The sequence below is a fragment of the Staphylococcus sp. T93 genome, assembly GCF_016743875.1.
Classification (GTDB): domain Bacteria; phylum Bacillota; class Bacilli; order Staphylococcales; family Staphylococcaceae; genus Staphylococcus; species Staphylococcus aureus.
Genome location: NZ_CP068247.1, coordinates 2,270,245 through 2,294,982, shown reverse-complemented (window position 1 = coordinate 2,294,982; position 24,738 = coordinate 2,270,245). Strand labels below are relative to the sequence as shown.

22 protein-coding genes are annotated in these 24,738 nt (G+C 34.7%); 5 read left to right on the top strand and 17 right to left on the bottom strand.

What is annotated here, in order from left to right:
* Positions 1 to 196: 196 nt before the first annotated feature.
* The 15 genes from JG553_RS11305 to sbnA all read right to left on the bottom strand — a co-directional run bounded on the left by JG553_RS11305 (position 197) and on the right by sbnA (position 15,652).
* Positions 197 to 889 carry a sugar transferase gene (locus tag JG553_RS11305; RefSeq protein WP_000736084.1) on the bottom strand — a complete coding sequence of 231 codons (693 nt, stop codon included), beginning with the start codon at positions 887 to 889 and terminating at the stop codon, positions 197 to 199.
* Positions 852 to 1,832 (bottom strand): NAD-dependent epimerase/dehydratase family protein, encoded by a 981-nt coding sequence (locus tag JG553_RS11300; RefSeq protein WP_001789408.1) that lies wholly within the window; start codon positions 1,830 to 1,832, stop codon positions 852 to 854. The genes JG553_RS11305 and JG553_RS11300 overlap by 38 nt, the downstream gene beginning before the upstream one ends.
* Before the next feature lie 69 nt (positions 1,833 to 1,901).
* Positions 1,902 to 2,024, bottom strand: a complete 123-nt coding sequence (locus tag JG553_RS11295) for a hypothetical protein (protein ID WP_001789407.1) — start codon at positions 2,022 to 2,024, stop codon at positions 1,902 to 1,904.
* Between the two features lie 143 nt (positions 2,025 to 2,167).
* Positions 2,168 to 2,944, bottom strand: coding sequence for a (S)-acetoin forming diacetyl reductase (locus JG553_RS11290; RefSeq protein WP_000183771.1), 777 nt, complete (start codon positions 2,942 to 2,944; stop codon positions 2,168 to 2,170).
* Between the two features lie 211 nt (positions 2,945 to 3,155).
* Complete coding sequence (locus JG553_RS11285) at positions 3,156 to 3,782, bottom strand: MFS transporter (protein WP_000414628.1); 627 nt, start codon at positions 3,780 to 3,782, stop codon at positions 3,156 to 3,158.
* Between the two features lie 49 nt (positions 3,783 to 3,831).
* Positions 3,832 to 4,239, bottom strand: a complete 408-nt coding sequence (locus JG553_RS11280) for a hypothetical protein (protein WP_000094899.1) — start codon at positions 4,237 to 4,239, stop codon at positions 3,832 to 3,834.
* A gap of 195 nt (positions 4,240 to 4,434) precedes the next feature.
* Positions 4,435 to 5,199 carry a bifunctional transcriptional regulator/O-phospho-L-serine synthase SbnI gene (gene sbnI / locus JG553_RS11275; protein WP_001015549.1) on the bottom strand — a complete coding sequence of 255 codons (765 nt, stop codon included), beginning with the start codon at positions 5,197 to 5,199 and terminating at the stop codon, positions 4,435 to 4,437.
* Between the two features lie 3 nt (positions 5,200 to 5,202).
* Positions 5,203 to 6,405 (bottom strand): staphyloferrin B biosynthesis decarboxylase SbnH, encoded by a 1,203-nt coding sequence (sbnH, locus tag JG553_RS11270; protein ID WP_001223700.1) that lies wholly within the window; start codon positions 6,403 to 6,405, stop codon positions 5,203 to 5,205.
* A complete protein-coding gene (gene sbnG / locus JG553_RS11265; protein ID WP_001186806.1) occupies positions 6,405 to 7,181 on the bottom strand; it encodes a staphyloferrin B biosynthesis citrate synthase SbnG in 777 nt (258 codons plus the stop codon). The genes sbnH and sbnG overlap by 1 nt, the downstream gene beginning before the upstream one ends.
* Positions 7,156 to 9,006, bottom strand: a complete 1,851-nt coding sequence (sbnF, locus tag JG553_RS11260) for a 3-(L-alanin-3-ylcarbamoyl)-2-[(2-aminoethylcarbamoyl)methyl]-2-hydroxypropanoate synthase SbnF (protein WP_001795559.1) — start codon at positions 9,004 to 9,006, stop codon at positions 7,156 to 7,158. The genes sbnG and sbnF overlap by 26 nt, the downstream gene beginning before the upstream one ends.
* Positions 8,915 to 10,651: an L-2,3-diaminopropanoate--citrate ligase SbnE gene (sbnE, locus tag JG553_RS11255; protein ID WP_001179888.1), complete on the bottom strand. Its 1,737-nt coding sequence runs from the start codon at positions 10,649 to 10,651 to the stop codon at positions 8,915 to 8,917. The genes sbnF and sbnE overlap by 92 nt, the downstream gene beginning before the upstream one ends.
* Positions 10,641 to 11,897: a staphyloferrin B export MFS transporter gene (sbnD, locus tag JG553_RS11250; RefSeq protein ID WP_000610051.1), complete on the bottom strand. Its 1,257-nt coding sequence runs from the start codon at positions 11,895 to 11,897 to the stop codon at positions 10,641 to 10,643. The genes sbnE and sbnD overlap by 11 nt, the downstream gene beginning before the upstream one ends.
* Positions 11,890 to 13,644 (bottom strand): staphyloferrin B biosynthesis protein SbnC, encoded by a 1,755-nt coding sequence (gene sbnC / locus JG553_RS11245; protein WP_001179384.1) that lies wholly within the window; start codon positions 13,642 to 13,644, stop codon positions 11,890 to 11,892. The genes sbnD and sbnC overlap by 8 nt, the downstream gene beginning before the upstream one ends.
* Before the next feature lie 20 nt (positions 13,645 to 13,664).
* Entirely contained in the window at positions 13,665 to 14,675 is a 1,011-nt protein-coding gene (gene sbnB / locus JG553_RS11240; protein WP_001078456.1) for an N-[(2S)-2-amino-2-carboxyethyl]-L-glutamate dehydrogenase SbnB, read from the bottom strand.
* Complete coding sequence (gene sbnA, locus JG553_RS11235) at positions 14,672 to 15,652, bottom strand: 2,3-diaminopropionate biosynthesis protein SbnA (protein ID WP_000570808.1); 981 nt, start codon at positions 15,650 to 15,652, stop codon at positions 14,672 to 14,674. The genes sbnB and sbnA overlap by 4 nt, the downstream gene beginning before the upstream one ends.
* A 230-nt stretch (positions 15,653 to 15,882) precedes the next feature.
* On the opposite strand from sbnA, the gene sirA reads away from it, so the two are divergent.
* From sirA to spa, 5 genes are all read left to right on the top strand, one after another.
* Positions 15,883 to 16,875 (top strand): staphyloferrin B ABC transporter substrate-binding protein SirA, encoded by a 993-nt coding sequence (sirA, locus tag JG553_RS11230; RefSeq protein ID WP_001045119.1) that lies wholly within the window; start codon positions 15,883 to 15,885, stop codon positions 16,873 to 16,875.
* Positions 16,876 to 16,890: 15 nt separating this feature from the next.
* A complete protein-coding gene (gene sirB, locus JG553_RS11225; RefSeq protein ID WP_000924997.1) occupies positions 16,891 to 17,886 on the top strand; it encodes a staphyloferrin B ABC transporter permease subunit SirB in 996 nt (331 codons plus the stop codon).
* Positions 17,883 to 18,881 carry a staphyloferrin B ABC transporter permease subunit SirC gene (gene sirC, locus JG553_RS11220; RefSeq protein ID WP_000136636.1) on the top strand — a complete coding sequence of 333 codons (999 nt, stop codon included), beginning with the start codon at positions 17,883 to 17,885 and terminating at the stop codon, positions 18,879 to 18,881. The genes sirB and sirC overlap by 4 nt, the downstream gene beginning before the upstream one ends.
* 368 nt (positions 18,882 to 19,249) lie before the next feature.
* Positions 19,250 to 20,002: an HTH-type transcriptional regulator SarS gene (gene sarS, locus JG553_RS11215; RefSeq protein WP_000876756.1), complete on the top strand. Its 753-nt coding sequence runs from the start codon at positions 19,250 to 19,252 to the stop codon at positions 20,000 to 20,002.
* A gap of 420 nt (positions 20,003 to 20,422) precedes the next feature.
* The gene (gene spa / locus JG553_RS11210) at positions 20,423 to 21,973 is read left to right on the top strand and encodes a staphylococcal protein A (RefSeq protein ID WP_000728764.1); all 1,551 of its coding nucleotides are present in this window, start codon (positions 20,423 to 20,425) and stop codon (positions 21,971 to 21,973) included.
* A 328-nt stretch (positions 21,974 to 22,301) separates the two neighbouring features.
* Here the strand turns inward: spa and JG553_RS11205 are convergent, their stop codons facing one another.
* Both JG553_RS11205 and JG553_RS11200 read right to left on the bottom strand, forming a co-directional pair.
* Complete coding sequence (locus JG553_RS11205; RefSeq protein WP_000173902.1) at positions 22,302 to 23,894, bottom strand: L-lactate permease; 1,593 nt, start codon at positions 23,892 to 23,894, stop codon at positions 22,302 to 22,304.
* Positions 23,895 to 24,155: 261 nt separating this feature from the next.
* Positions 24,156 to 24,629 carry a DUF1648 domain-containing protein gene (locus JG553_RS11200; protein ID WP_000036327.1) on the bottom strand — a complete coding sequence of 158 codons (474 nt, stop codon included), beginning with the start codon at positions 24,627 to 24,629 and terminating at the stop codon, positions 24,156 to 24,158.
* Positions 24,630 to 24,738 lie beyond the last annotated feature (109 nt).

Here is a 24,738-nt window from a genome sequence, read left to right as displayed (position 1 = left end):
CTTTAATGCTATACTTTCAATTTCTTAACATGGCTATCTCATCAGATGAATAGTATTTATAGCCATGCAAATCAATGATGGCACATATTTCTTAATGCCATTTGATACTGTCTCAAGGGATTCCTCGTTATACTGTAACAATTGGTCACAATCTTTAAAATATAACTTTTATTTGAACTTATTAAGTAAATTAAGACTACCTTGAGCCTTCCCCTGTAATAACAACCATCAATGTTCTAATTGATATATATAGTTCCATCATTAAACTACCTTTATGTATATATTTCATGTCATATTTCAGTTTTTGTTGCGGTGTTAAGTCATATCCACCTTGAATTTGCGCAAGTCCTGTTAACCCTGGTGTAACAAGACATCTTTGCTCGAAACCTATCACTTCTGAACTAAATAATTCTACAAATTCCGGACGTTCCGGGCGTGGTCCAATAAAACTCATTTCCCCTTTAACAACATTAATTAGTTGTGGTAATTCATCAATGCGTGTTTTACGAATAAACTTCCCGACATTTGTTATACGATCATCATCTTTATCAGCCCATTGCGCACCGTTTTTCTCTGCGTTTTTGCACATCGAACGTAATTTGTATATTTTAATTAATTTACCCATCTTCCCAACTCTAACCTGACTATAAATAGGGTTTCCTGGCGAATCTATGACGATAGCAATGGCGAATATAACCATAATCGGTAAAGTTAAAAATAATAAAACAATGCTTAAAATTAAGTCAATCGCACGTTTAATTGGGTAATAGCTTTTTCTCACTTCTTCTAGTTTGTCTAATTTTCTTTGATAGGCATAACCCTTATTATTATGGACAGCTTCAATGTCATTTTCACGACATTTCCACTTCTTTAGCTGTAACTTCTTCAATATTATCTACCTCAAAATTAAAGTAATCCTTTAAACCTGTTTCTACTGTATATTTAGGAACAAATCCTAATGCCTTTAAGTTAGAAATATCTGCATAAGAATGCTTAATATCTCCTTTTCGTGCTTCTTTAAATTCATGCTCGACTGATTTTCCATATAATTCACCAATAATACGATAAACCTCTAATAAATTAGTAAAAGTGCCTGTACCAATGTTATAACCGTGTCCAATTGCATCTTTGTGTTCCATAATTAAGCGTACAGATTGAACAACATCATATACATATACAAAATCTCTAGTTTGCAGTCCGTCACCAAAAAATGTAAATGGCTTGTTATGCTCAAATGAATCGAACATCTTTGAAATCACACCTGAATATTGTGACTTAGGATCCTGTCTTGGCCCAAATACATTAAAAAATTTAACAACCGCTGTTGGTATGTTATATAACGAACAATAATTTAATGTCGTCCGTTCGCCGTAATATTTATCTATTGCATATGGTGATAATGGTAAGATTAATGATTGATCACTTTTAGGCAAATCAGGAAGATCACCATAAACAGCTGCTGACGAAGCAAAGATAAAACGTTTTATATGATTATTATATTTTTTAATGATTTCTAACAATCTTAATGTTGCTACGACGTTTATTTCTTGAGATAAGATAGGTTTCTCAACCGACTCAGCAACACTAACTAATGCTGCTAAATGAATAACATAATCAAATTGATATGTCTTCATGATTTGTTCAACTGCATCATATTCACGAATATCTAATTCAAACACATGATCGTCAGCCAAACTTTTAATATTTTCTCGTTTACCTGTTCTATAGTTATCTAGAACATAAACATCATAATCTTGTTGTAAATCATCTACTAAATGCGACCCAATAAAACCAGCCCCACCAGTTATCAAAACTCTTTCCAAATCTTCCACCTCATTTATACATTAAAAATATATCATAAAAACATAAAGTATTGTAAGCTTTTTATCGATATTTTTTATTTATAAAAATAAAATGAGATAACTTTGTGAATTTTTATTGAGATAAATTAGATAGTGGTGTTTTTGTGATGTTTTATAATATCTTGGGTGTGTTAATACTAATAATGCTTTCAACTGATGCATTAGACTGTGACATCATAACTCACTTAAGAACTTCGCTTATTAATTTTCTACCAATACACTCCCTTCTAAGTGCACTAAAAAATCCTTACTGCTAAGTGATTAAACTTAACAATAAGGATTTATTTATCATTAGTGGATGATTATTAACGGAATCTCATACCACCATCTACAATAATTGTTTGTCCAGTAATGTAATCAGAGTCTTTACCAGCTAAGAAGCTCACTACATTTGAAACATCTTCTGGTTGAGAAACTCTGCCCAAAGCAATCTGACTTGTAAATTGTTCCCAACCCCATGCTTCAGGTTTACCTGCTTCTTCGGCTGTTGCCACTGCGATACTTTCCATCATTGGTGTTTGAACGATACCAGGTGCGAATGCATTCACAGTAATACCTTCAGACGCTAAATCTTGTGCGGCTACTTGTGTTAAACCTCGCACTGCGAATTTTGTACTGCAATATAAAGACAAGCCTGGGTTACCCTCAACGCCTGCTTGAGATGTTGCATTGATAATTTTACCGCCATGATTGAATTTTTTAAATTGTTCATGTGCGGCTTGAATACCCCATAGCACACCTGCAACGTTCACGCCATATACTGTTTTAAACTGTTCTTCAGTAATTGTATCGATTGGTGTTGTTGGTCCAAGGCCGGCATTGTTAACCATGACATGGAAATCGCCAAATTGCGCGGCAGTTTGTCTTACTGCGTTAAATACATCATCACGGTTTGATACATCTGCTTTGATAGCAATAGCTTTTGTACCATCACTTGATAATTTAAGTGCAGCTGCTTTTGCCCCTTCTTCATTGAAATCAACAACTGCTACTTTGAAACCATCTTCCACTAAACGTTCTGCAATTTTAAAACCAATCCCTTGTGCTCCGCCAGTTACTAATGCTACTTTGTTGTTTGTCATAAAGATCACTCCTCAAATTTCTTTCCTTTAATTACATTTTACTCCTCTTCATTTGAATAGTACAACAAAGGTAGCTCCATTTAACAAAATATTCAGATATTTAAGGTATAGTTAAACGCACTACCATTAGTGATTGGCAATGCGTTTAAATGTCGTTTTAAAAGTTCTTATGTTGAATATTATTTTTTTAAGTCTCTCGATTAGTTTGTCATCAATCTTTTTTCGAGACATGGTCTTTTGATTCAATAGGCGGTTCCGTGTTATCACTGACAACTTTAGTTGTAGCTTCATCTTTATGTATTTCTTCGTTAAATCCTTCAAGGTTTTTAGTCGTGGGATTTTTAACCTCAGGATGTTCCATCATGTCTTGACTATCAAGTTCCTTTTTACACGTGTCTTTATGTGATGCTTGATTTGCGTTCCCTTTACTTTTTTGAATAGTGGTAGTATCTGCTGCAGCTACTAATTTTTTTCTACCTAAAATAGATATGGCTGAAACAAACCAGAGTATTGCAGATACAAAGTTGCATAATACTAAAGCGATAATAGCCAATACAATTAATATGACACCTTTTGAAATCCTTTCTTTAAATAAGTCAGATGCCAATACGATGACAGGTACGATTGAAAGTATAATTACAAATATAGAAATTATTGCCGATATAACTATTGTTACTATTAAATAATCAGCTCTGCTACCTGATAATAAATAGAAAAGGCCGAAAATTAGTCCATAGCAAATTACAAACCCACATAAAGTTATAGCCATGAGTACTATATAAGCTATTTGAAAATATAAACCTATCTTTATGAATGATTTTTCTACATTTTTTTCCATGTCTATTCCCCATTTATTTAAAATTTATACTTTACCTTAAATATTCTCTTTATTCTTTAGTGATTTTATCTTTAGATTCAAATTGATTCTCTGTACTTTCAATATCAACTTTTTCATTTTCGTCTGTCGATTCATCTTTTGAGTATTTATTCCAAATCAGCAAAATACCACCAATCAGCCATAAAATTGACGAAAGGAAATTATATAAACACAGTGCAATAATAGCATAAACAATAAAAAGTGCACCTCCGATTACAGAGTAACTTTCCATATAAATCGCAGTAAAGATGGTTGGTAAAACAGTGAAAAGAGCCAATATTAATCCTAATAAAAAAATTGTTTCGTAATCAGATCCTCCAGCAATATTAATAGATATCATCCTAACAAAAACGACACTAAAATATATTTGAGCTACGATGCCTATCCAAATTGCTATTTTTCCTATAATTGAGCTCATACTCATTCCCCATTTATTTAAAATTTATACTTTACCTTAATATACCTTATTTTATTTAATTTTTATATGCAAAATACAAAAATGGAGAACTTCAATATTTATAAAATATCAAAAGTTCTCCACACTATATTGTTTTATTATATTTTCGCTATCAATACGCTAAATCATCATATTTCCCTCAACATCACAGTAAAACTATTGCTCCACCAAGTATACTTTTTCAGTATAGCATCTCATATTGGCAAACTTATCTGCTAAAAACTGCTTCCAATTGCGCAGTTGTTCAACATCATCATCTTGTTTAAGTAATGCCAGTGGTACTTGAAGATTAAGACATCGTCCTGAAATATTAAAGCGTGTCACACCTGCTGGCACAGTTTCCCCTTTATGAACAACCGCTTCAATTTCCTTATAACTCAATGGCTGATACTTCATGAGTACATCTTGTTGAGAAAGACAAGGATATGTACCTTGTGCAATTCTCTCTACAGAACAACAACCACTATAACTTGCGACAACCTTTTCCCATACTTGAAAATGTGCTTCGCCTAAATCTTTTGTATACAAATATTGTTCTGTATCACCATGACACATTGTAATAAATGGCGCTTCTTGTCTTGTCTCAGTAGTCCATGGCAAGCGATGTTCTTGTTGTAACGTTTCCCACCACACACCAAATGGAACTTTATGTTGCCATGTACTAATTGAATATTGTGTTTCATGGATTTCTTGCACTGGAACTTTCTTACATCCTAACGCTTTCAAACTTGTATACCGATGCACACCATCTATAACCATATATCTACCATGTTGCATCGCTGTCACTAAAATAGGATGACGTATAAAATCATCTGCTTCAATACTACTTTTCGTTTTTTCCAATCTTAAAGGTTCGAATGTTTCGTGAAGATCAATCTTATCTACTGGTACCAATTTTAAATGTTCATGAATATGATTCAATAGTTATTCATCCTCCTTTGTTTGTGTTAAATAAATAAATTCAGGATGTGGATGGCTTAAGAAATCGTGATGTGAAATAGACCATCCGTATGCACCTGCATATTTGAAAACAATAACGTCGCCTGTACTGATTGCGTCTATCTGTACTTCTCTAGCAAAGACATCTTTCGGTGTACATAATTGACCGACTAACGTTGTGTCCTGTCTCGAAATTGAAACTTTTTCAAATGAATATGGATTGTCCTTATAGCGATAAATGTCAAAAGGATGGTTATGTTGCCAAGATACCGGCAGTCTAAATTGTTGCGTACCTCCTCTTAATATGGCATACCAAGCACCATGTACTTTCTTAATGTCTAGCACTTCTGTCACATAGTAACCAATATGTGCCACAATAAAGCGCCCACATTCAAAGTTCAATGTCACATCTTCCATTTCTTGCTCAACGATAAGTGTTTTAAAACGTTCTACAAAATTATCCCATTCAAATTGGTTAGTTAAATCTGCATAGTTAACGCCTATGCCACCACCAAGATTGATATGTTTGAGTGGAAATCGATGTTTTTCAGACCATGCCTTTGCTTTTTTAAAATAAAGTTTCACTACATCGACATGTAAATTCGAGTCTAAATTGTTAGAAATAGAATGAAAATGAAATCCATCTAGATGAATCTTTGGCATTGCGAGCGCAGCTTCAATGACATCATCAACTTCGTCTTCAGAAATACCAAATTGTGTTGGGCGTCCTGCCATATGCAACGTTGCATTGGGAAATGGTCCTGCTAAATTAACACGCAATAAAATGTGTTGTGTCTTATCTTCATCTTCTAAGATGGCATTTAGCCGTTGTAATTCATGCATACTTTCAACATGAATACGCTGAACACCTTCACTTACTGCATATCTTAGTTCCTCGTCTGTCTTACCAGGGCCACCAAAAATAATATGATTTGCTGGTTTAAAAGCAAGACCTTTTGCTATTTCACCTTGAGATGCAACTTCGAATCCTTCAACATACTGACTAATTGTATCTAGGATTTTTCGTTCACTATTTGCTTTCATTGCATAGTACATTTGACAATTACTCGGCAATGACGATGTAATATGTTGCAAATGATGTTCCAGTCCGACTAAATCATAGATATAATGACAAACTGGATGAGATTGTGCTTTTAATTGTTCAATAACAGGTTGAACTATACGCATTAGCCTTCATCCCCTTTCTGTTTAGACGTCGCTAGAGATGCACTTAAATGGCGATATATTTTTCCGCGATCATCACCTAAAATAAATGTTTGTACACCTTGTGCCTGCCATTTTGCAATATCTTCATCTTCACGTGGTAATGCACAAAAATGTTTACCATGTGCATTCACAACTTCAAAAATATGTTGAACATGTGATGTTACTTGATCATCACGCGTTTGCCATGGTATGCCAAGTGACTGCGATAAATCTGCGGCACCTTCGACTATCATGTCTAAACCTTCGACTTGTGCTATATCGTCAATGGCCATAACCCCTTCAACATCTTCTATCATGGCAATCACCATAATATGCTCATTAGCCATCTCCATTGCATCAAGTAATGGTGTACGTCCAAATCTTGCCATGCGACCACCATTCAAACTTCTTAATCCTTGCGGGTAATAACGACTTAATTTCACAATATGCTCAACTGTCTCACGATCTTTAACGTGTGGCACAATAATACCTCTCGCACCCATATCCAACACTTTAATGATATCTCTATCTATCACTGCAGTGACACGTACAATTGGTATAATATGCGCTGCTTCAGCTGCACGAATTAAATGCGCTAGTGTCTCATCATTAATCGCCACGTGTTCTGTATCAATCACAACAAAGTCATACCCGCTTGCTGCGATAACCTCGATCATCAATGGGTCCGGTATAGAATTAAAAATGCCATAAACTGAATCACCATTGTTTAATCTATGTTTCAGAGATAGTTGTTGCATCATTGATACCTCCTACACCTAATGGATTTGTAACATGATGAATTCTTAACTCGGAGTCACTTAATAATCGACGTGTCGTTAACTTTTCAACTTGAATCGTAGGTTCAAACAAATCGAAATGTTGATAGTTATTCAACTCTGGAAATGCTTCTTGATACGCCTCGATGATGCCTTTAACCCATTGCCATTGCAGCTCCTCATCGATACCATATTGCTTTTCAATAAATAAGATGATTTCGGCGATATTAATAAAGAAAAATGCATCATGTAAAAAGTCGCGTACTAAACGTTCGTCATCTGTTTCAATAAATGAATTACTATTCACTTTTTTATGTGCTTCTGGCATTGGCTTTAATGTCAGGTGTGAAGCAGCTTCACTTAAATGCTCACGCTTAAAACGAACACCATCATGGAAATCTTTTAAGGCAATACGTGTAGGCCAACCATTTTCATGAATGAGCATCATATTTTGTGCATGCGATTCAAAGGCAATACCGTGATAATAAAGCATATGAATCATTGGACGAATCGCTACAGCTAAAAATTGCTTTGTCCAAGCTTCAGAACCATATTGTTTAATCCAATTTTCAATGAATGGTACACCATCCTTATCACTTGCATAAAGTGCATTAAATGGTATCGCATCCTCTTCATCGATTAACATATGATATATATTTTCACGCCATATAACACCTAACGCACCATAAACTTGAGTTTGTTTATAAGGCGAAAGTTGTGTATTTAAATAAGACTGTCCTAAGACTTCCCCTAGAAAAACTGTCTTTAATTCATCTTTTAAATACATATCTTGTTGCTGTATCTGCTTTAACCAATCCGTAATTTGCGCTGCATTTTCAATTGTATGAGGCGCCAACACTCGTTTCGTTGAAGTGTTCGTTATACTTATTGGTACCTTTAAATAATATTTTGTCGTGTCTATTGGCGACATCGTACGAATCGATTGTTGAGGGTGATATAGCTCATCACTTTCCCCTAACCATAGTACTGTGCCATTAAGCCTTTCTTCAGCCAAATCAACTTGGATGACATGTTCAAACTGCCATGGGTGTACAGGTATCATCTCAACATCATTTACATGTTTGCCAGATGCTTCAATTTGCTGTACAAAATGTTCATAAGTCTTATCGCCAACTTGTTGACGTAACATTTCGTTAACTACAACATTTCTTGATACCGTCGTTTCTACTTTATCTTTGTCGATAGCTAACCACTGCAGTTTAACGTTTGGTACAAAATCAGGACCAAATTTCAAATTATCACTCAACGTAAATCCTAAACGTGATTTGTAACTTGGATGATACTGATGCCCTTCCATCGCATAAAATTCATAGTCGTTAAATGTCTCAGGTGTTGCTGGTGGGTTTGATTCTCGATACTGCATACTTTGCGTATCTTTTAATTCTGTCTGTAATAACTCGACAATAAATTGTTCTAGCTTTTCATCATTTTTAGGAAATGTAAATACAACCTCTCTCAATAATTGTGTATAGTCTGTTGTTGTATCTGCCTCATCTCCTACGACACGCTCAATTGGTGATGTGATACGTATACGATCAAAGCTATGTGTCTTTTCAGCAGTAAAACGATACTCTGAATCATGTCCTTCTATTGTAAAATGACCGACACCGTCTTGATATGACGCTTTATACACAACAATATTCTCATAAATAAGTGATGATACCAGTTGGTGCATCACTCTAGTCTTTACACGATTAAGAATTGTTTGATTCACAATACGATACCTCCTTGTTATGACAAATTGGATTTGGTATATGTGTATAAATAGGGTTTGCACCACAATCATTCAATTTACTCATCAAATTCGCTTTAGCCGCAATGGTCGGCGTTTGATATAAATCTTCTACACAGTCAACAAATACTGCGTTATTCGCGTATTCTTTTTTCCAAGTCATAAGACGATGCGCTACAAGTTGCCATAACACAACTTCATTTCTAGTCGCTTTACCAATAGTTGATACTAAATGTCCTAAGTGATTTACTACAACGTAATATTTAAGACGATGCCATGCTTCATCATGTGCATATACAACAGGGCTTGATGCTGCCACAACATTTGGCACAAGCTGTTTTTCAGTAGCAATCGTTCTAGATAGACAAATGCCTTCAAGATCTCTGACAAAGCATACGTCGGGTATGCCATCTTTTAATTCAATTAATGTATTTTGTACATGTGCTTCTAGACTAATGCCTGTGTTACTAAACAGCTTTAATATCGGCAATAATGTACGATTCAAATAACATTCAAGCCATGCTTCTGGTGCTAAACCACTTTGCTCAATCACTTGTGATAACTTAGACATCGGTGAATCAGGCATCGTTTCAAATAATGACGCCAATACATGAATATCTTTATCAGCATGGTAATTCGGTATCCCTTCACGAACAATCATGGCACTATTTGTTAATAAATCCATTTCAGGTTCAACTGTTTGCCCTAATGGATTCGGTAACAATGCACGATATCCTTCTTCAAACATCAATTTAAAATGGGGTGTTTCAACCTCATCTTTGACTGATGCGATAACTTGCGCGGCATCAATTGTCCGTTCAATCTGTTCAAGGTCATTCGTACGTATAAAATTAGTGATTTTAACGTGTATCGGTAATTTTAAATAAATGTTTAATGCTTTTGAAAATACAGTTCTAACCGAAGACGTCGGGTACACTGAATCACCGGAAACGCCAAGGTCTTTTATTAAACCTTGTTCACTATATTGCATATACTGTGGATGCTGTCGCAACACATTGATTTGATAAGGATGTGTTGGTAATAAAATAAAATCTTTGGGTATCTCTGATATATCTATGTCTGCTAATTGATACAACACTTTCTCAACCTGATCTTCTTTACCTTCTACATAGCGCGTGAGCAGAACATCTTGATGCACAGCTAAATAATGCAATTGGAATGATGTATGACATTCGGGTGCATATTTCTCTAAATCTGCTTCTGAAAACCCACTTGCACTCTTAGGAGTCGGATGAAATGGATGACCTAAGTATAAAGATTGTTCTGAAACGATATAACGATCCTCTACGTAGTCTATTGTGTTACTTTGCAAATAACGTGCCGTGCGATGAATGCTATTATCGATGTCAGACATAATTTGCGCCATATGTTGTTGCACTGCCGTTTGATTATCTGCACTTTGAGCCATATGTTGCAAAATACGCGCAATTGCTTCTTTATAAGTTGTTATTTTTTTACTTTTTCCATCGATAAGCCATACCTCTGGATGATACATATGATGCCCCATCGCAGACCAATAGCGAAATTCACCCGTTAAAGTTTCGAGCTCTGATAATTGTATAGACCATTGATGATTTTGAGGTGGTACTTGATATAAATTTTCTTCTCTAAAATATTCATTTAAAATGCGTTCGATAGCCGCATACGCTGCATGTTGTATTAATTCTTTATTTTGCACTTTTTTGTTTCAACTCCCATAATTTCATTAATGTGTGATCGTTGATTTGATTAGTGATGGTTGAACAAATTAAAAATAAACTACTTACTGCAAATACTACGCCCATAACGATAAACGTAGTAGCTGGTGTAGTATAACTTGTAATGGCAGCGCCACTAAGACTGCCAATAATTTGACCAACAACTAACATACTGTTCGTCGTTCCAACAAATGTGCCTTTAAGTTGTTGATGACACGCATTCACGACAACAAACATGACACTTTGAATCAATGCACTATATGTTAATCCTTGAAGTATTCTTGCAGCCATTAAAAACTCTATATTCGTCGCTAAACCTTGCAGTATCGCACTACAACCACATGCAATCGTGGCAAATATATATACTGATTTAACATATGATTTATCATTAAAGCGTCCCCATAAAGGCGCGCTTAATATCGAAGCCGTCCAAAATGCGGACTGTAAAAATCCAATCACACTACGGTCATCTATCGCTGTATGATTCACTGATGAAGCAAGTGGTGATAATGCAGTTAGCATGCCATACATAGCAAAGTTTGCTAAAACGCCAACGATAATAAATCGACATGTTTGTTGTGTGCATAATAGACATTGAAATGAACGGCGAATACCTTTATTAATATTTGGTGTTTGTGATTTTGGCATATGTGTCGTTTCAATCAATTTTAATGCACCGAAAATACAGACAATAAAAGTAATAACGGCAATACTCATCAGTAACGCACTAAAACCTAATATCGAAGCTGTAACACCGCCAATTAATGGCCCCACAAGAGACCCTGCGCTGACTGAACTTTGCAGTCTTCCTAATACCTTTCCACGATCTTCAGCTGGCGCCTCTGCACTCGCAAACGCACTTGATGCATCAACAACACCACCAAATAGTCCCTGCAATAACCTCACAAGTACAAACTGTAATGGTGTCGTACACAATGCCATTAAAAATAAGCATACCGCCAAACCAAGTAACGCTCTTAACACCATCCATTTTCGGCTGATCTTATCACCTAGCTTCCCCCATATCGGCGAAGCTATCATCGTCGTTACAGCTGGAGCAGCAATCGCTATACCACTCCACAACTGTATTTCTACGACTGATAGATTTTGTAGTGATGCCATATAAATTGGCAATAATGGCACAAGTACTGTCAGTCCAGCAATCGCTATAAACTGACTGAGCCATAAAATGCGAAAGTTACTGCGCCATATAGACTGATTAATCATATGTCACCATTGGATTTGGTACGGTAGTTAAACCTGAAGGCATACTACCTCCACCACTATCACGTTGATATAGCAATGGTAATAAAATTTGTTTGAATGGCCACGTCTGTTTATCAAATAAAATGTGTCTGACAGCTAGCTGATCAGTTGTAACCCAGGAAATAGTTGCCACTTCATTTTTTAAAATTTGTTTTAACAACGACATAAGTTCATGCTCACTTACACCAAATAAATCTTGAATTGCATCAATAATGGCATATAGATTTACCGATACAGCTAATGTTTGAAAATAAGCAAAGAATGTTTCCAAATCCTCATTAATTAGCGTATTAGGTGTATCTTCTCTGACGACATACTTCGGCAATGAAAGCTGATGTGCTGTTAGCCATGGTTTATAAATTCTGACAGTATCATGATCACGTAACACGCATTTTTGTACACGTCCATCTTCAAATGACAACAATATATTTTGACCATGCAACTCTGGTAATGCGCCGTATTGCATAAATGATAGTGTTACCTTTAAAAAGACTTGCGCGATATCTTCAAATAACGTCATGACATCATTTTTAGAAATATTATCTTTTCCACAAATCATTTGATATAAAGTGCGATCATTTGCCGCGAGTGCTGCCATTGACACTAGCTGTTGCGTATCATTTTTGGCTAGCACTTCGGGATACTTTCTTAGCTGAACAGTTAGATGACCTAATTGATCTTTGAAAATATCATTATCTTGACCCATATATGACCACCAAGCTGTTTCATCACAAACCATGACATACTTAGCTAGTGCTTCATCTTTTTCTATAAGCTGACGTAATAATTGTTCTGCTTGTTCTCCGTTTTTCATGTAACGCGTAGGCGTTAGCCTTAATGCGCCTAATGACTGCATTGCAAATGGTACTTTGACATGGTTATACGGTGCGCCAATATCAATTAATGAACGCATACTTGAAGACGACAGATAATCTCCAAATTTTAACGGTAATAGTACAACCAACTTTTCACTAATCTCTTTCGCAAAGACGTTCGGCAGAATATGCTGATATTGCCAAGGATGTACCGGAAATAGTACATAGTCATCTATTGATAACCCTTGATCATTTAACATGTCTGTCGCTTGTTCTTTTATAGGTACTGTCAAATTTTCTAATTCATCGATATTTGCAGTATCGCCATGAATCATATGTGTCTTTTTAACTGCTGCAACCATTAAAGGAAATGATTGATTTAATTCAGCTTGATACACTTGATAATCCGCTTCTCTTAATCCTCTTTTTTCTTTAGCTAATGGATGAAATGGACGATCTTTTAAACTTGCAAACTGCTCTGACATCACAAAAGGATGTGACGCTAAATCTAATTCTGATAATTGTTTAGCAAGCTGTGTGGCAGCAGTAGTCAGTCCTTCTTCAACGCGAGCCACTTCCCATTCATGACTTAGATCACAATTCATATTAGCAATTGTTTGCCAAAATTCAGCTGCCGTTAAAGGTTGCTTAGACACCCTTCCCTCTATCGTAATTGGTTGTGAACTTTCGTAACGAAACATATTTAAAGCACTAAAATAAACAGGTATCTTTATTTGTTGTGTTTCACGTTCGTATATCAAAAGCGTTTGTCCGTTTTCTTTAGTAATCTCACTATTCGATACAATTCCGGCTATATCTTCAAATAATAATGCATCAACTAAATCTCTTAATATTATCGCTTGTGCTGTATTGACTGCTGTATGATTCTGCAATGTTCAGACACCTCGCATTCTTAATATAGGTTCAATGTTGTCCCAATATTTTGTTGTTGTGCCTGTTGATAAATAAAATAAGCACTTGAAATATCTTCGATAGCCATACCCATCGGATTAAGTAATATGATCTCATCATCGTCTTCACGTCCTGGTATGTCACCTGTCACAAGTTGTCCTAGTTCAGCATGAAGAGCTTCTTTGCTGAATTTACCTTCTAACACCAATTGGTTAATAGTTTTCTTTTCTCGATTACATTGTGACCAGTCATCTACTACGACTTTGTCAGCTTTAATAAAGACTTCTTTATGCACATCCATGATAGAAATGTTGCTAATAAATGCACCCTTTTGTAACCAATCATATTCAATGTATGGTTGATCCGTTACGGTACATGTAATGACTACTTCACCATTTGATACTGCTTCTTTAGCATTTTCTGTCGCAATAAAATTAATTTCCGGACGCTGTTGTTGCCATCTATCAACAAAGCGTGCACATGCTTCAGAGAATTGATCGTAAACAAACACGCGTTCAATATGATCGAATTGCTCTAACATACTTTGTAATTGCTTGTCTCCGATTAGCCCGCATCCAATGATTGTTAAGTCTTTAAATCCTTTTTTAGCCAAATGCTTTGCTGCAATCACTGAAACTGCTGCAGTACGCATACTACTAATTAAACTTGCTTCCATAACTGCAATTGGATAATTCGTTTCTGGATCATTCAAAATAATGACGCCACTTGCACGCTCCATATTACGTTTCGATGGATTGTCGTGCTTACTACCTATCCACTTAATACCTGAAATTGCGTGTTCACCACCGATATGACTTGGCATTGCAATAATTCGATCTGCGATGTGTCCATTTTCAGGATCCTGTCTTAAATACGGCTTAAGCGGTTGTACAAAATCATTGTGCGCATGGGCTGTTAATGCTTCTGTTAATGCGTCCACATAAACTTGTGAATGATTACCTCCCGCTTGTTCAATATCTGATCTATTTAAATACAACATCTCTCTATTCATTCTGATTTAACTCCTTGTCTTGATTTCATTTTTTCTAACCATGTATCTGAATAAACTAAATCTAAGTAACGATCGCCTCGATCTGGTAAAATCGTGACAATTGTTGCACCTTCTTCAATTGACGTTATCAACTGCTCAATCGCTGCAATAATCGAACCTGTTGAACCTCCGGCAAATATGCCTTCATAATCAATCAGTTTTCGACAGCCCAAAGCAGATTGATAATCATCTACATGGATCACTTGATTAATTTCTGATCTATTCAATATTTCGGGTACACGACTAGCACCGATACCAGGTAATTCTCTATTAATAGGTTTGTCACCAAAAATGACTGACCCTTTCGCATCAACAGCAACAATTTGTGCGTTTGGATGCACTTCTTTTATTTTTCTACTCATACCCATAATGCTACCTGTCGTGCTGACTGGCGCGACAAAATAATCTATAGGTTGCTTAATTGTTTCAACAATCTCTGTGCCTGCACCATGATAATGGGATTGCCAATTTAACTCATTCGCATATTGATTAATCCAATATGCATCGTCAATAGTGGCTAACAGTTCTTGCACCTTTGCAATACGAGTCATTAAATAACCCCCATGTGCATCAGGTTCTTCAACCATTTCTACATTGGCACCATAACTTTTAATAATTTTCAAATTTGTTGGTGATATTTTAGGATCAACAACACACGTGAGTTTTAATCCCTTGATTTTAGCTATCATTGCCAACGCAATGCCTAAATTACCAGAAGTACTTTCAATTAAATGTGTATTCTCAGTGATTAAACCATGTTTAATACCATGTTCAATGATGTACTTGGCAGGTCGATCTTTCATGCTGCCTCCAGGATTCATATACTCTAACTTTGCAAACACTTCATGTTTCGGAAATAGTTGATGAAGTTGAACCATAGGTGTTTGCCCTACAGAATCTAACAATGAATCGTGACATGCTTGACTTTTTTCAATCAAAAGCGCTTCCTCCTCAAATTTAAAATTCTATAATATTGTGTGTTACCTAATTGATAATGATTCTCACTATCAAGTAATTAGGATTATATTTTTTATGCATTTATATGTCAAATAATTATAAGTTGCATGTAAATCATAAATATTTTATTGACTTAGGAAAAAATTTAATTCATACTAAATCGTGATAATGATTCTCATTGTCATACATCACGAAGGAGGCTAATTAGTCAATGAATAAAGTAATTAAAATGCTTGTTGTTACGCTTGCTTTCCTACTTGTTTTAGCAGGATGTAGTGGGAATTCAAATAAACAATCATCTGATAACAAAGATAAGGAAACAACTTCAATTAAACATGCAATGGGTACAACTGAAATTAAAGGGAAACCAAAGCGTGTTGTTACGCTATATCAAGGTGCCACTGACGTCGCTGTATCTTTAGGTGTTAAACCTGTAGGTGCTGTAGAATCATGGACACAAAAACCGAAATTCGAATACATAAAAAATGATTTAAAAGATACTAAGATTGTAGGTCAAGAACCTGCACCTAACTTAGAGGAAATCTCTAAATTAAAACCGGACTTAATTGTCGCGTCAAAAGTTAGAAATGAAAAAGTTTACGATCAATTATCTAAAATCGCACCAACAGTTTCTACTGATACAGTTTTCAAATTCAAAGATACAACTAAGTTAATGAGGAAAGCTTTAGGGAAAGAAAAAGAAGCTGAAGATTTACTTAAAAAGTACGATGATAAAGTAGCTGCATTCCAAAAAGATGCAAAAGCAAAGTATAAAGATGCATGGCCATTGAAAGCTTCAGTTGTTAACTTCCGTGCTGATCATACAAGAATTTATGCTGGTGGATATGCTGGTGAAATCTTAAATGATTTAGGATTCAAACGTAATAAAGACTTACAAAAACAAGTTGATAATGGTAAAGATATTATCCAACTTACATCTAAAGAAAGCATTCCATTAATGAACGCTGATCATATTTTTGTAGTAAAATCAGATCCAAATGCGAAAGATGCTGCATTAGTTAAAAAGACTGAAAGCGAATGGACTTCAAGTAAAGAGTGGAAAAATTTAGACGCAGTTAAAAACAACCAAGTATCTGATGATTTAGATGAAATCACTTGGAACTTAGCTGGCGGATATAAATCTTCATTAAAACTTATTGACGATTTATATGAAAAGTTAAATATTGAAAAACAATCAAAATAATTAAGGAGTTTTACGATGCTACTTAAACCAAAATACCAAATCGTTATTGCTGGTTTATGTCTTGCAATAGTAGCTATCTTAAGTTTAATGATTGGAAATACGCTTGTGTCACCAGGTACGGTGATACAGGCGTTATTCAACTTTGATAGTGAAAACGATTTACATGATGTTGTCACTGGTGCACGGGCGTCGAGAACAATCATTGCGTTATTGACTGGTGCTGCCCTTGCTGTCTCAGGTTTGTTGATGCAAGCACTTACACGAAACCCAATAGCCTCACCAGGGCTTTTCGGTGTCAATGCAGGCGCAGTATTTTTTGTCATTTTTAGTATTACATTTATCCAAATTCAATCTTTTAAAATGATTGTAGTTATTGCATTTTTGGGGGCTATTGTTGTTACTGTATTAGTTGTTGCACTAGGTATGTTTAGACAAACACTATTCTCACCTCACCGTGTCATTTTGGCAGGTGCTGCGATTGCGATGCTATTTACAGCCTTTACTCAAGGCATACTTATTATGAACGAAACAGACTTACAAGGCCTATTATTTTGGTTAAGTGGCTCCGTTTCATTACGTAATATTTGGGATATCCCATGGATTATTCCGCTTGTATTGATACTTATTTTAATTGCATTTAGCATGGCTGCACACATCAACATCTTGATGACAAGTGACGACATTGCAACCGGCCTCGGTCAAAACATAAAATTAATCAAATGGATGATTATTATGCTCATCAGTATGTTAGCCGGTATTTCGGTAGCCGTAGCTGGATCAATCGTCTTTGTGGGTCTTATCGTACCGAATATTAGCAAACGATTATTACCACCAAACTATAAGTATTTAATTCCTTTTACTGCATTAGCTGGAGCAATCCTAATGATCATTTCAGACATTGTTGCTCGTATAATAATTAAGCCACTAGAGTTGCCTATCGGTGTCGTTACCGCTGTCATTGGCGCTATTGTCTTAATCTATATTATGAAGAAAGGACGTCAACGCTTATGACCGAAAAGATTAATAAAAAAGACAATTACCATCTCATCTTCGCGTTAATCTTTTTAGCCATCGTTTCAGTGGTAAGTATGATGATTGGTTCAAGCTTTATACCATTACAACGCGTACTGATGTACTTTATAAATCCAAATGACAGTATGGATCAATTCACTTTAGAAGTATTACGCTTACCTCGCATTACACTTGCGATTTTAGCAGGTGCCGCACTAGGAATGAGTGGTTTAATGTTGCAAAATGTATTAAAAAATCCAATTGCCTCACCTGATATTATCGGTATCACAGGTGGTGCTAGCTTAAGTGCTGTTGTCTTTATTGCATTTTTCAGCCATTTAACAATACATTTACTTCCACTATTTGCAGTATTAGGTGGCGCAGTTGCAATGATGATACTATTAGTGTTTCAAACGAAAGGACAAATACGCCCGACAACACTCATAATCATCGGTATTTCGATGCAAACGTTGTTTATTGCGCTTGTCCAAGGATTACTCATTACAACGAAGCAATTATCTGCTGCCAAAGCTTATACATGGCTAGTCGGAAGTCTTTACGGTGCTACGTTTAAAGATACAATCATTTTGGGTATGGTTATTTTAGCTGTTGTGCCGTTGTTATTTCTTGTTATACCAAAAATGAAAATATCTATACTTGATGACCCTGTAGCGATTGGCTTAGGCTTACATGTACAACGTATGAAACTAATCCAATTAATCACTTCTACTATACTCGTATCTATGGCAATCAGTTTAGTAGGTAACATTGGGTTTGTCGGTTTAATCGCACCACATATCGCGAAAACAATCGTTCGCGGAAGTTATGCTAAAAAGTTACTAATGTCAGCAATGATTGGTGCCATATCAATTGTTATTGCAGACTTAATTGGGCGTACCTTATTCTTGCCTAAAGAAGTGCCAGCAGGTGTATTTATTGCTGCTTTTGGTGCCCCATTCTTCATATACTTATTATTAACCGTGAAAAAGTTATAACGATATTATTAAAACAAAATGACCTCACAACGAAGTTAGCTAAATGATTCAGTTAACTAACCGTTGCGAGGTTTTTTTATACATATAGTTGTTGTTATTGTTAACAAGCGTCGACTTTCTTAATTACATATTAATACTTTATATACAAATAACACCGACTCATATTCTATAATATCAATCAATATTCTTCGATTTTTCAAATATCGATAACTATTTCTTATTTAAATATAGTGTTTGATAATGTCATTTATTCAAAAACACAAATTTTAATAAAAATATCATATTATTTTTAATTGTAAATTATGGATTATTTTTCTTATTATATTGTGTTATATTAAAATAAAGTGCATATACAAGGAGATAAAACAATGAAATATAATAACCATGACAAAATTAGAGATTTTATAATCATTGAAGCATATATGTTTCGTTTTAAGAAAAAAGTCAAGCCTGAAGTCGATATGACTATAAAAGAATTTATATTACTGACTTATTTATTTCATCAGCAAGAAAACACACTTCCATTTAAGAAGATTGTTTCAGATTTATGTTATAAACAATCGGATTTAGTACAGCATATAAAAGTACTTGTGAAACATTCATATATTAGTAAAGTTCGAAGTAAAATTGATGAGCGTAATACTTACATTTCAATATCTGAAGAACAACGAGAGAAAATTGCAGAACGTGTTACATTGTTTGATCAAATCATTAAACAATTTAACCTTGCAGATCAAAGTGAATCACAGATGATACCAAAAGATAGTAAAGAATTTCTAAACTTGATGATGTATACAATGTATTTCAAGAATATTATCAAAAAACATCTAACATTAAGTTTTGTAGAATTCACAATTCTAGCTATTATCACTTCTCAAAATAAAAACATCGTTCTTCTTAAAGATTTAATTGAAACAATCCACCATAAATACCCTCAAACTGTTAGAGCTCTCAATAATTTAAAAAAGCAAGGCTATCTAATAAAAGAACGCTCAACTGAAGATGAAAGAAAAATTTTAATTCATATGGATGACGCGCAGCAAGACCATGCTGAACAATTATTAGCTCAAGTGAATCAATTATTAGCAGATAAAGATCATTTACATCTTGTTTTTGAATAATATCTCTATTACGCAAGTGTGCTGTATTCTAAAGTGCACTTGTGTTTTCTATTTTTTAATAAAACCTCAGCACATAATGAACAACTTTCTATTTTCTATATCACTTAAAACCATTTCCGAAATTAAACCTCAGCACATTCAAAGCCCCACTTTATTCTTAAAAATATTTTTTAACTCATATGTATTAAACCGCTTTCATTATAAAAAATATCTCTATATTTTATCTGTTTTTATTAATCGAAATAGCGTGATTTTGCGGTTTTAAGCCTTTTACTTCCTGAATAAATCTTTCAGCAAAATATTTATTTTATAAGTTGTAAAACTTACCTTTAAATTTAATTATAAATATAGATTTTAGTATTGCAATACATAATTCGTTATATTATGATGACTTTACAAATACATACAGGGGGTATTAATTTGAAAAAGAAAAACATTTATTCAATTCGTAAACTAGGTGTAGGTATTGCATCTGTAACTTTAGGTACATTACTTATATCTGGTGGCGTAACACCTGCTGCAAATGCTGCGCAACACGATGAAGCTCAACAAAATGCTTTTTATCAAGTCTTAAATATGCCTAACTTAAATGCTGATCAACGCAATGGTTTTATCCAAAGCCTTAAAGATGATCCAAGCCAAAGTGCTAACGTTTTAGGTGAAGCTCAAAAACTTAATGACTCTCAAGCTCCAAAAGCTGATGCGCAACAAAATAACTTCAACAAAGATCAACAAAGCGCCTTCTATGAAATCTTGAACATGCCTAACTTAAACGAAGCGCAACGTAACGGCTTCATTCAAAGTCTTAAAGACGACCCAAGCCAAAGCACTAACGTTTTAGGTGAAGCTAAAAAATTAAACGAATCTCAAGCACCGAAAGCTGATAACAATTTCAACAAAGAACAACAAAATGCTTTCTATGAAATCTTGAATATGCCTAACTTAAACGAAGAACAACGCAATGGTTTCATCCAAAGCTTAAAAGATGACCCAAGCCAAAGTGCTAACCTATTGTCAGAAGCTAAAAAGTTAAATGAATCTCAAGCACCGAAAGCGGATAACAAATTCAACAAAGAACAACAAAATGCTTTCTATGAAATCTTACATTTACCTAACTTAAACGAAGAACAACGCAATGGTTTCATCCAAAGCCTAAAAGATGACCCAAGCCAAAGCGCTAACCTTTTAGCAGAAGCTAAAAAGCTAAATGATGCTCAAGCACCAAAAGCTGACAACAAATTCAACAAAGAACAACAAAATGCTTTCTATGAAATTTTACATTTACCTAACTTAACTGAAGAACAACGTAACGGCTTCATCCAAAGCCTTAAAGACGATCCTTCAGTGAGCAAAGAAATTTTAGCAGAAGCTAAAAAGCTAAACGATGCTCAAGCACCAAAAGAGGAAGACAATAACAAGCCTGGCAAAGAAGACAATAACAAGCCTGGCAAAGAAGACAACAACAAGCCTGGTAAAGAAGACAACAACAAGCCTGGTAAAGAAGACAACAACAAGCCTGGCAAAGAAGACGGCAACAAGCCTGGTAAAGAAGACAACAAAAAACCTGGTAAAGAAGATGGCAACAAGCCTGGTAAAGAAGACAACAAAAAACCTGGTAAAGAAGACGGCAACAAGCCTGGCAAAGAAGATGGCAACAAACCTGGTAAAGAAGATGGTAACGGAGTACATGTCGTTAAACCTGGTGATACAGTAAATGACATTGCAAAAGCAAACGGCACTACTGCTGACAAAATTGCTGCAGATAACAAATTAGCTGATAAAAACATGATCAAACCTGGTCAAGAACTTGTTGTTGATAAGAAGCAACCAGCAAACCATGCAGATGCTAACAAAGCTCAAGCATTACCAGAAACTGGTGAAGAAAATCCATTCATCGGTACAACTGTATTTGGTGGATTATCATTAGCCTTAGGTGCAGCGTTATTAGCTGGACGTCGTCGCGAACTATAAAAACAAACAATACACAACGATAGATATCATTTTATCCAAACCAATTTTAACTTATATACGTTGATTAACACATTCTTATTTGAAATGATAAGAATCATCTAAATGCACGAGCAACATCTTTTGTTGCTCAGTGCATTTTTTATTTTACTTACTTTTCTAAACAACTTCTGAAACGCCTCAACACTTTCTACTCTGATTACATATATGACATTTTTAGGCATTAAAAAATCGAACTAGACAAGATGCTCATTGCATTTCGTACTAGTTCGATTCATGAATAATTAGATTTAAAATGTCATTTGAATCCAAGTGACAACATTATTTATATTTAGAATATTAACGTTAGTATAAACGTCCAAACACAAATAAAAGCAACAAATATAATACTGTATTTTAACGTCATTTTTAATAATGCAGATTCTTCACCAACTTTTTTAACAGCTGCAGTCGCAATGGCAATTGATTGTGGTGAAATAAGTTTCGCTGCTACACCACCTGCAGTGTTAGCTGCCACAAGTAATGAACCGCTTGTTGAAATTTGTTGTGCCACTGTCGCTTGAATAGGTGCGAATAAAGTATTGTTATTTACAACTGAACCAGTCATAAACACACCAATCCAACCTAATACTGGAGAGAATAATGGGAAAATTGCTCCCGCTTTAGCAATACCTTGTCCAATTGCTACAGTCAAACCACCGTATGTCATAACTTTAGCAATAGCTAGGATAGCTGAAATTGTAAGGATCGGTAACCATAATTCTTTAATTGCTTCGACCAATAAAGCACCTGCACTTTTCCATTTTAACTTCGTAATTAAAATTGTAATAATTACTGTTAATAAAATCGCTGTCCCAGTTGCACCAATTAAATCGAGACGCAACGCAATTCCTTTAGGCGATAAATCACTCACAGTATTTGGAATTGGCAATTTTATTACTAAACTTTCAAGTGCACCTCCAGGTTGGAATAATTTTTTGAAGAATGGTGCACTCCATACTAATACAAAGGCAGTTAAAATTACGAACGGACTCCAAGCAAAGACAATTTCTTTAGGCGTTCGTTTTTGAATTTTATGTTCAGACGCTTCCAATCTGAAAATGTTTTTCGGTTTAAATTTACGACAAACAAATGCTAACACCACCATTGTTGCTAGTGATGGAATAATGTCTGCTAGTTCTGGACCATGGAATATTGTTAATAATAATTGTAATCCAGTATATGTACCACTCACTGTTAAAATGACAGGTAAAATTTCTTTAATACCTTTCATACCATCTACAATGAATACTAAAACAAATGGAATAATAAAGTTTAAAATTGGAAGTGTTAATGCTGAGTATCTCGCAACATCTAATGTTGTAACGCCTCCACTTAAGTTAAACGTATCAATAATACTAACTGGTAAACCAATTGCACCAAAGGCACCCGCCGCACCATTAGCAATTAAACATAACATCGCTGCTTTTAATGGTTCAAATCCAAGTTGAATTAATAATACTGCACAAATCGCAATTGGCACACCAAATCCTGCTGCACCTTCTAAAAATGCGTTGAAACAAAATCCAATTAATAATAGTTGGATTCTTTGGTCCACTGAAATACTTGCAATACTATCTTGAATAATAGAAAATTGTCCTGTTTTAATAGAAACTTTATATAACCAAACTGCCATTAAAACGATATATCCTATTGGGAAAATACCGGCAACAACGCCTTCTGTAATCGCACCTGCTGATACACGCGCTGGTAATTCAAATACAAATAAAGCCACAATCAATGTAACAACCAAAGTTGTCAATGCTGCATAAATGCCTTTCATTTTAAAAACGGTTAAGCATAATAAAAATAAAATAATAGGTACTGCTGCAACTAAGGCTGATAATCCGACATTATCGAATGGATTTACAGTAAGTAGTGTCATAATGACTCCCTCTCTTTATATAAAATATTTATCATTCTGATTAATCTACAACCTATTTCAACTTATATTTTGCGATGATCACATATTTAAAATGTAACACTCCTATATGTGACAGGCAATCGAATTTTTACAAAAAGTTCACAAAATATACACAATATTTAACTATAATAAATAATATATCATTTTAATTATAAATACTAGATATTATTTATAATAATCTCAGGAATTCGCTTCAAAACTGCATCATGAGAGTTTATATTTTTATTGAGAATCTCTCATTTTATGAATTGTAGGAAGTAAACAAAATATGACAAGCGTCAAACCAATGATAATGATAAATATCATATTAAACCATAGTAAATTGAATTGATGATGGTGTTGTATTTGCCAAATTTCTAATACTGTGAAGATAGACATATAGCTCATAATCTCTAAATTTAACGTACTTAAAAATAATTTAATCGCTCGAATTTCACGTGGTGTATGATTATAATGTGACCATTTGGCAAATCGTTCATAGTATCTACCTGCAATGAAAAATATAAGCCAAATCACTATAAATGCGCTATTAATCAAAAGCAGCACCCATTTATCAGCAAAATTATCAGCATCCCCTGCTAAATTATAATGAATAGGCACTTTGGTTGGTAATTTTGGATAGGTCACTACTGTATAGCACATCATAGCTAAGTAAATAAGTAGACTTAATATTGTAAAAGACCTGATTTTAGACATTCTATCGCCTCTTTCTTTACATTTTATGTATAACACTCTGCCTATTTTACCTTTTAATTACATTACCCCAAACGATTAAACAATATGTAATGATACTATAATTGCGTCA

Excerpts from the sequence above, each read along its gene's own strand:
- JG553_RS11295 (WP_001789407.1), bottom strand. The coding sequence starts at position 2,024 with ATGCATCAGTTGAAAGCATTATTAGTATTAACACACCCAAGATATTAT.
- JG553_RS11290 (WP_000183771.1), bottom strand. The coding sequence starts at position 2,944 with ATGACAAACAACAAAGTAGCATTAGTAACTGGCGGAGCACAAGGGATT.
- JG553_RS11285 (WP_000414628.1), bottom strand. The coding sequence starts at position 3,782 with ATGGAAAAAAATGTAGAAAAATCATTCATAAAGATAGGTTTATATTTT.
- JG553_RS11280 (WP_000094899.1), bottom strand. The coding sequence starts at position 4,239 with ATGAGCTCAATTATAGGAAAAATAGCAATTTGGATAGGCATCGTAGCT.
- sbnH (WP_001223700.1), bottom strand. The coding sequence starts at position 6,405 with ATGCGTATAGTTCAACCTGTTATTGAACAATTAAAAGCACAATCTCAT.
- sbnG (WP_001186806.1), bottom strand. The coding sequence starts at position 7,181 with ATGCAACAACTATCTCTGAAACATAGATTAAACAATGGTGATTCAGTT.
- sbnF (WP_001795559.1), bottom strand. The coding sequence starts at position 9,006 with ATGATTGTGGTGCAAACCCTATTTATACACATATACCAAATCCAATTT.
- sbnD (WP_000610051.1), bottom strand. The coding sequence starts at position 11,897 with ATGATTAATCAGTCTATATGGCGCAGTAACTTTCGCATTTTATGGCTC.
- sbnB (WP_001078456.1), bottom strand. The coding sequence starts at position 14,675 with ATGAATAGAGAGATGTTGTATTTAAATAGATCAGATATTGAACAAGCG.
- sirA (WP_001045119.1), top strand. The coding sequence starts at position 15,883 with ATGAATAAAGTAATTAAAATGCTTGTTGTTACGCTTGCTTTCCTACTT.
- sirB (WP_000924997.1), top strand. The coding sequence starts at position 16,891 with ATGCTACTTAAACCAAAATACCAAATCGTTATTGCTGGTTTATGTCTT.
- sirC (WP_000136636.1), top strand. The coding sequence starts at position 17,883 with ATGACCGAAAAGATTAATAAAAAAGACAATTACCATCTCATCTTCGCG.
- sarS (WP_000876756.1), top strand. The coding sequence starts at position 19,250 with ATGAAATATAATAACCATGACAAAATTAGAGATTTTATAATCATTGAA.
- JG553_RS11205 (WP_000173902.1), bottom strand. The coding sequence starts at position 23,894 with ATGACACTACTTACTGTAAATCCATTCGATAATGTCGGATTATCAGCC.
- JG553_RS11200 (WP_000036327.1), bottom strand. The coding sequence starts at position 24,629 with ATGTCTAAAATCAGGTCTTTTACAATATTAAGTCTACTTATTTACTTA.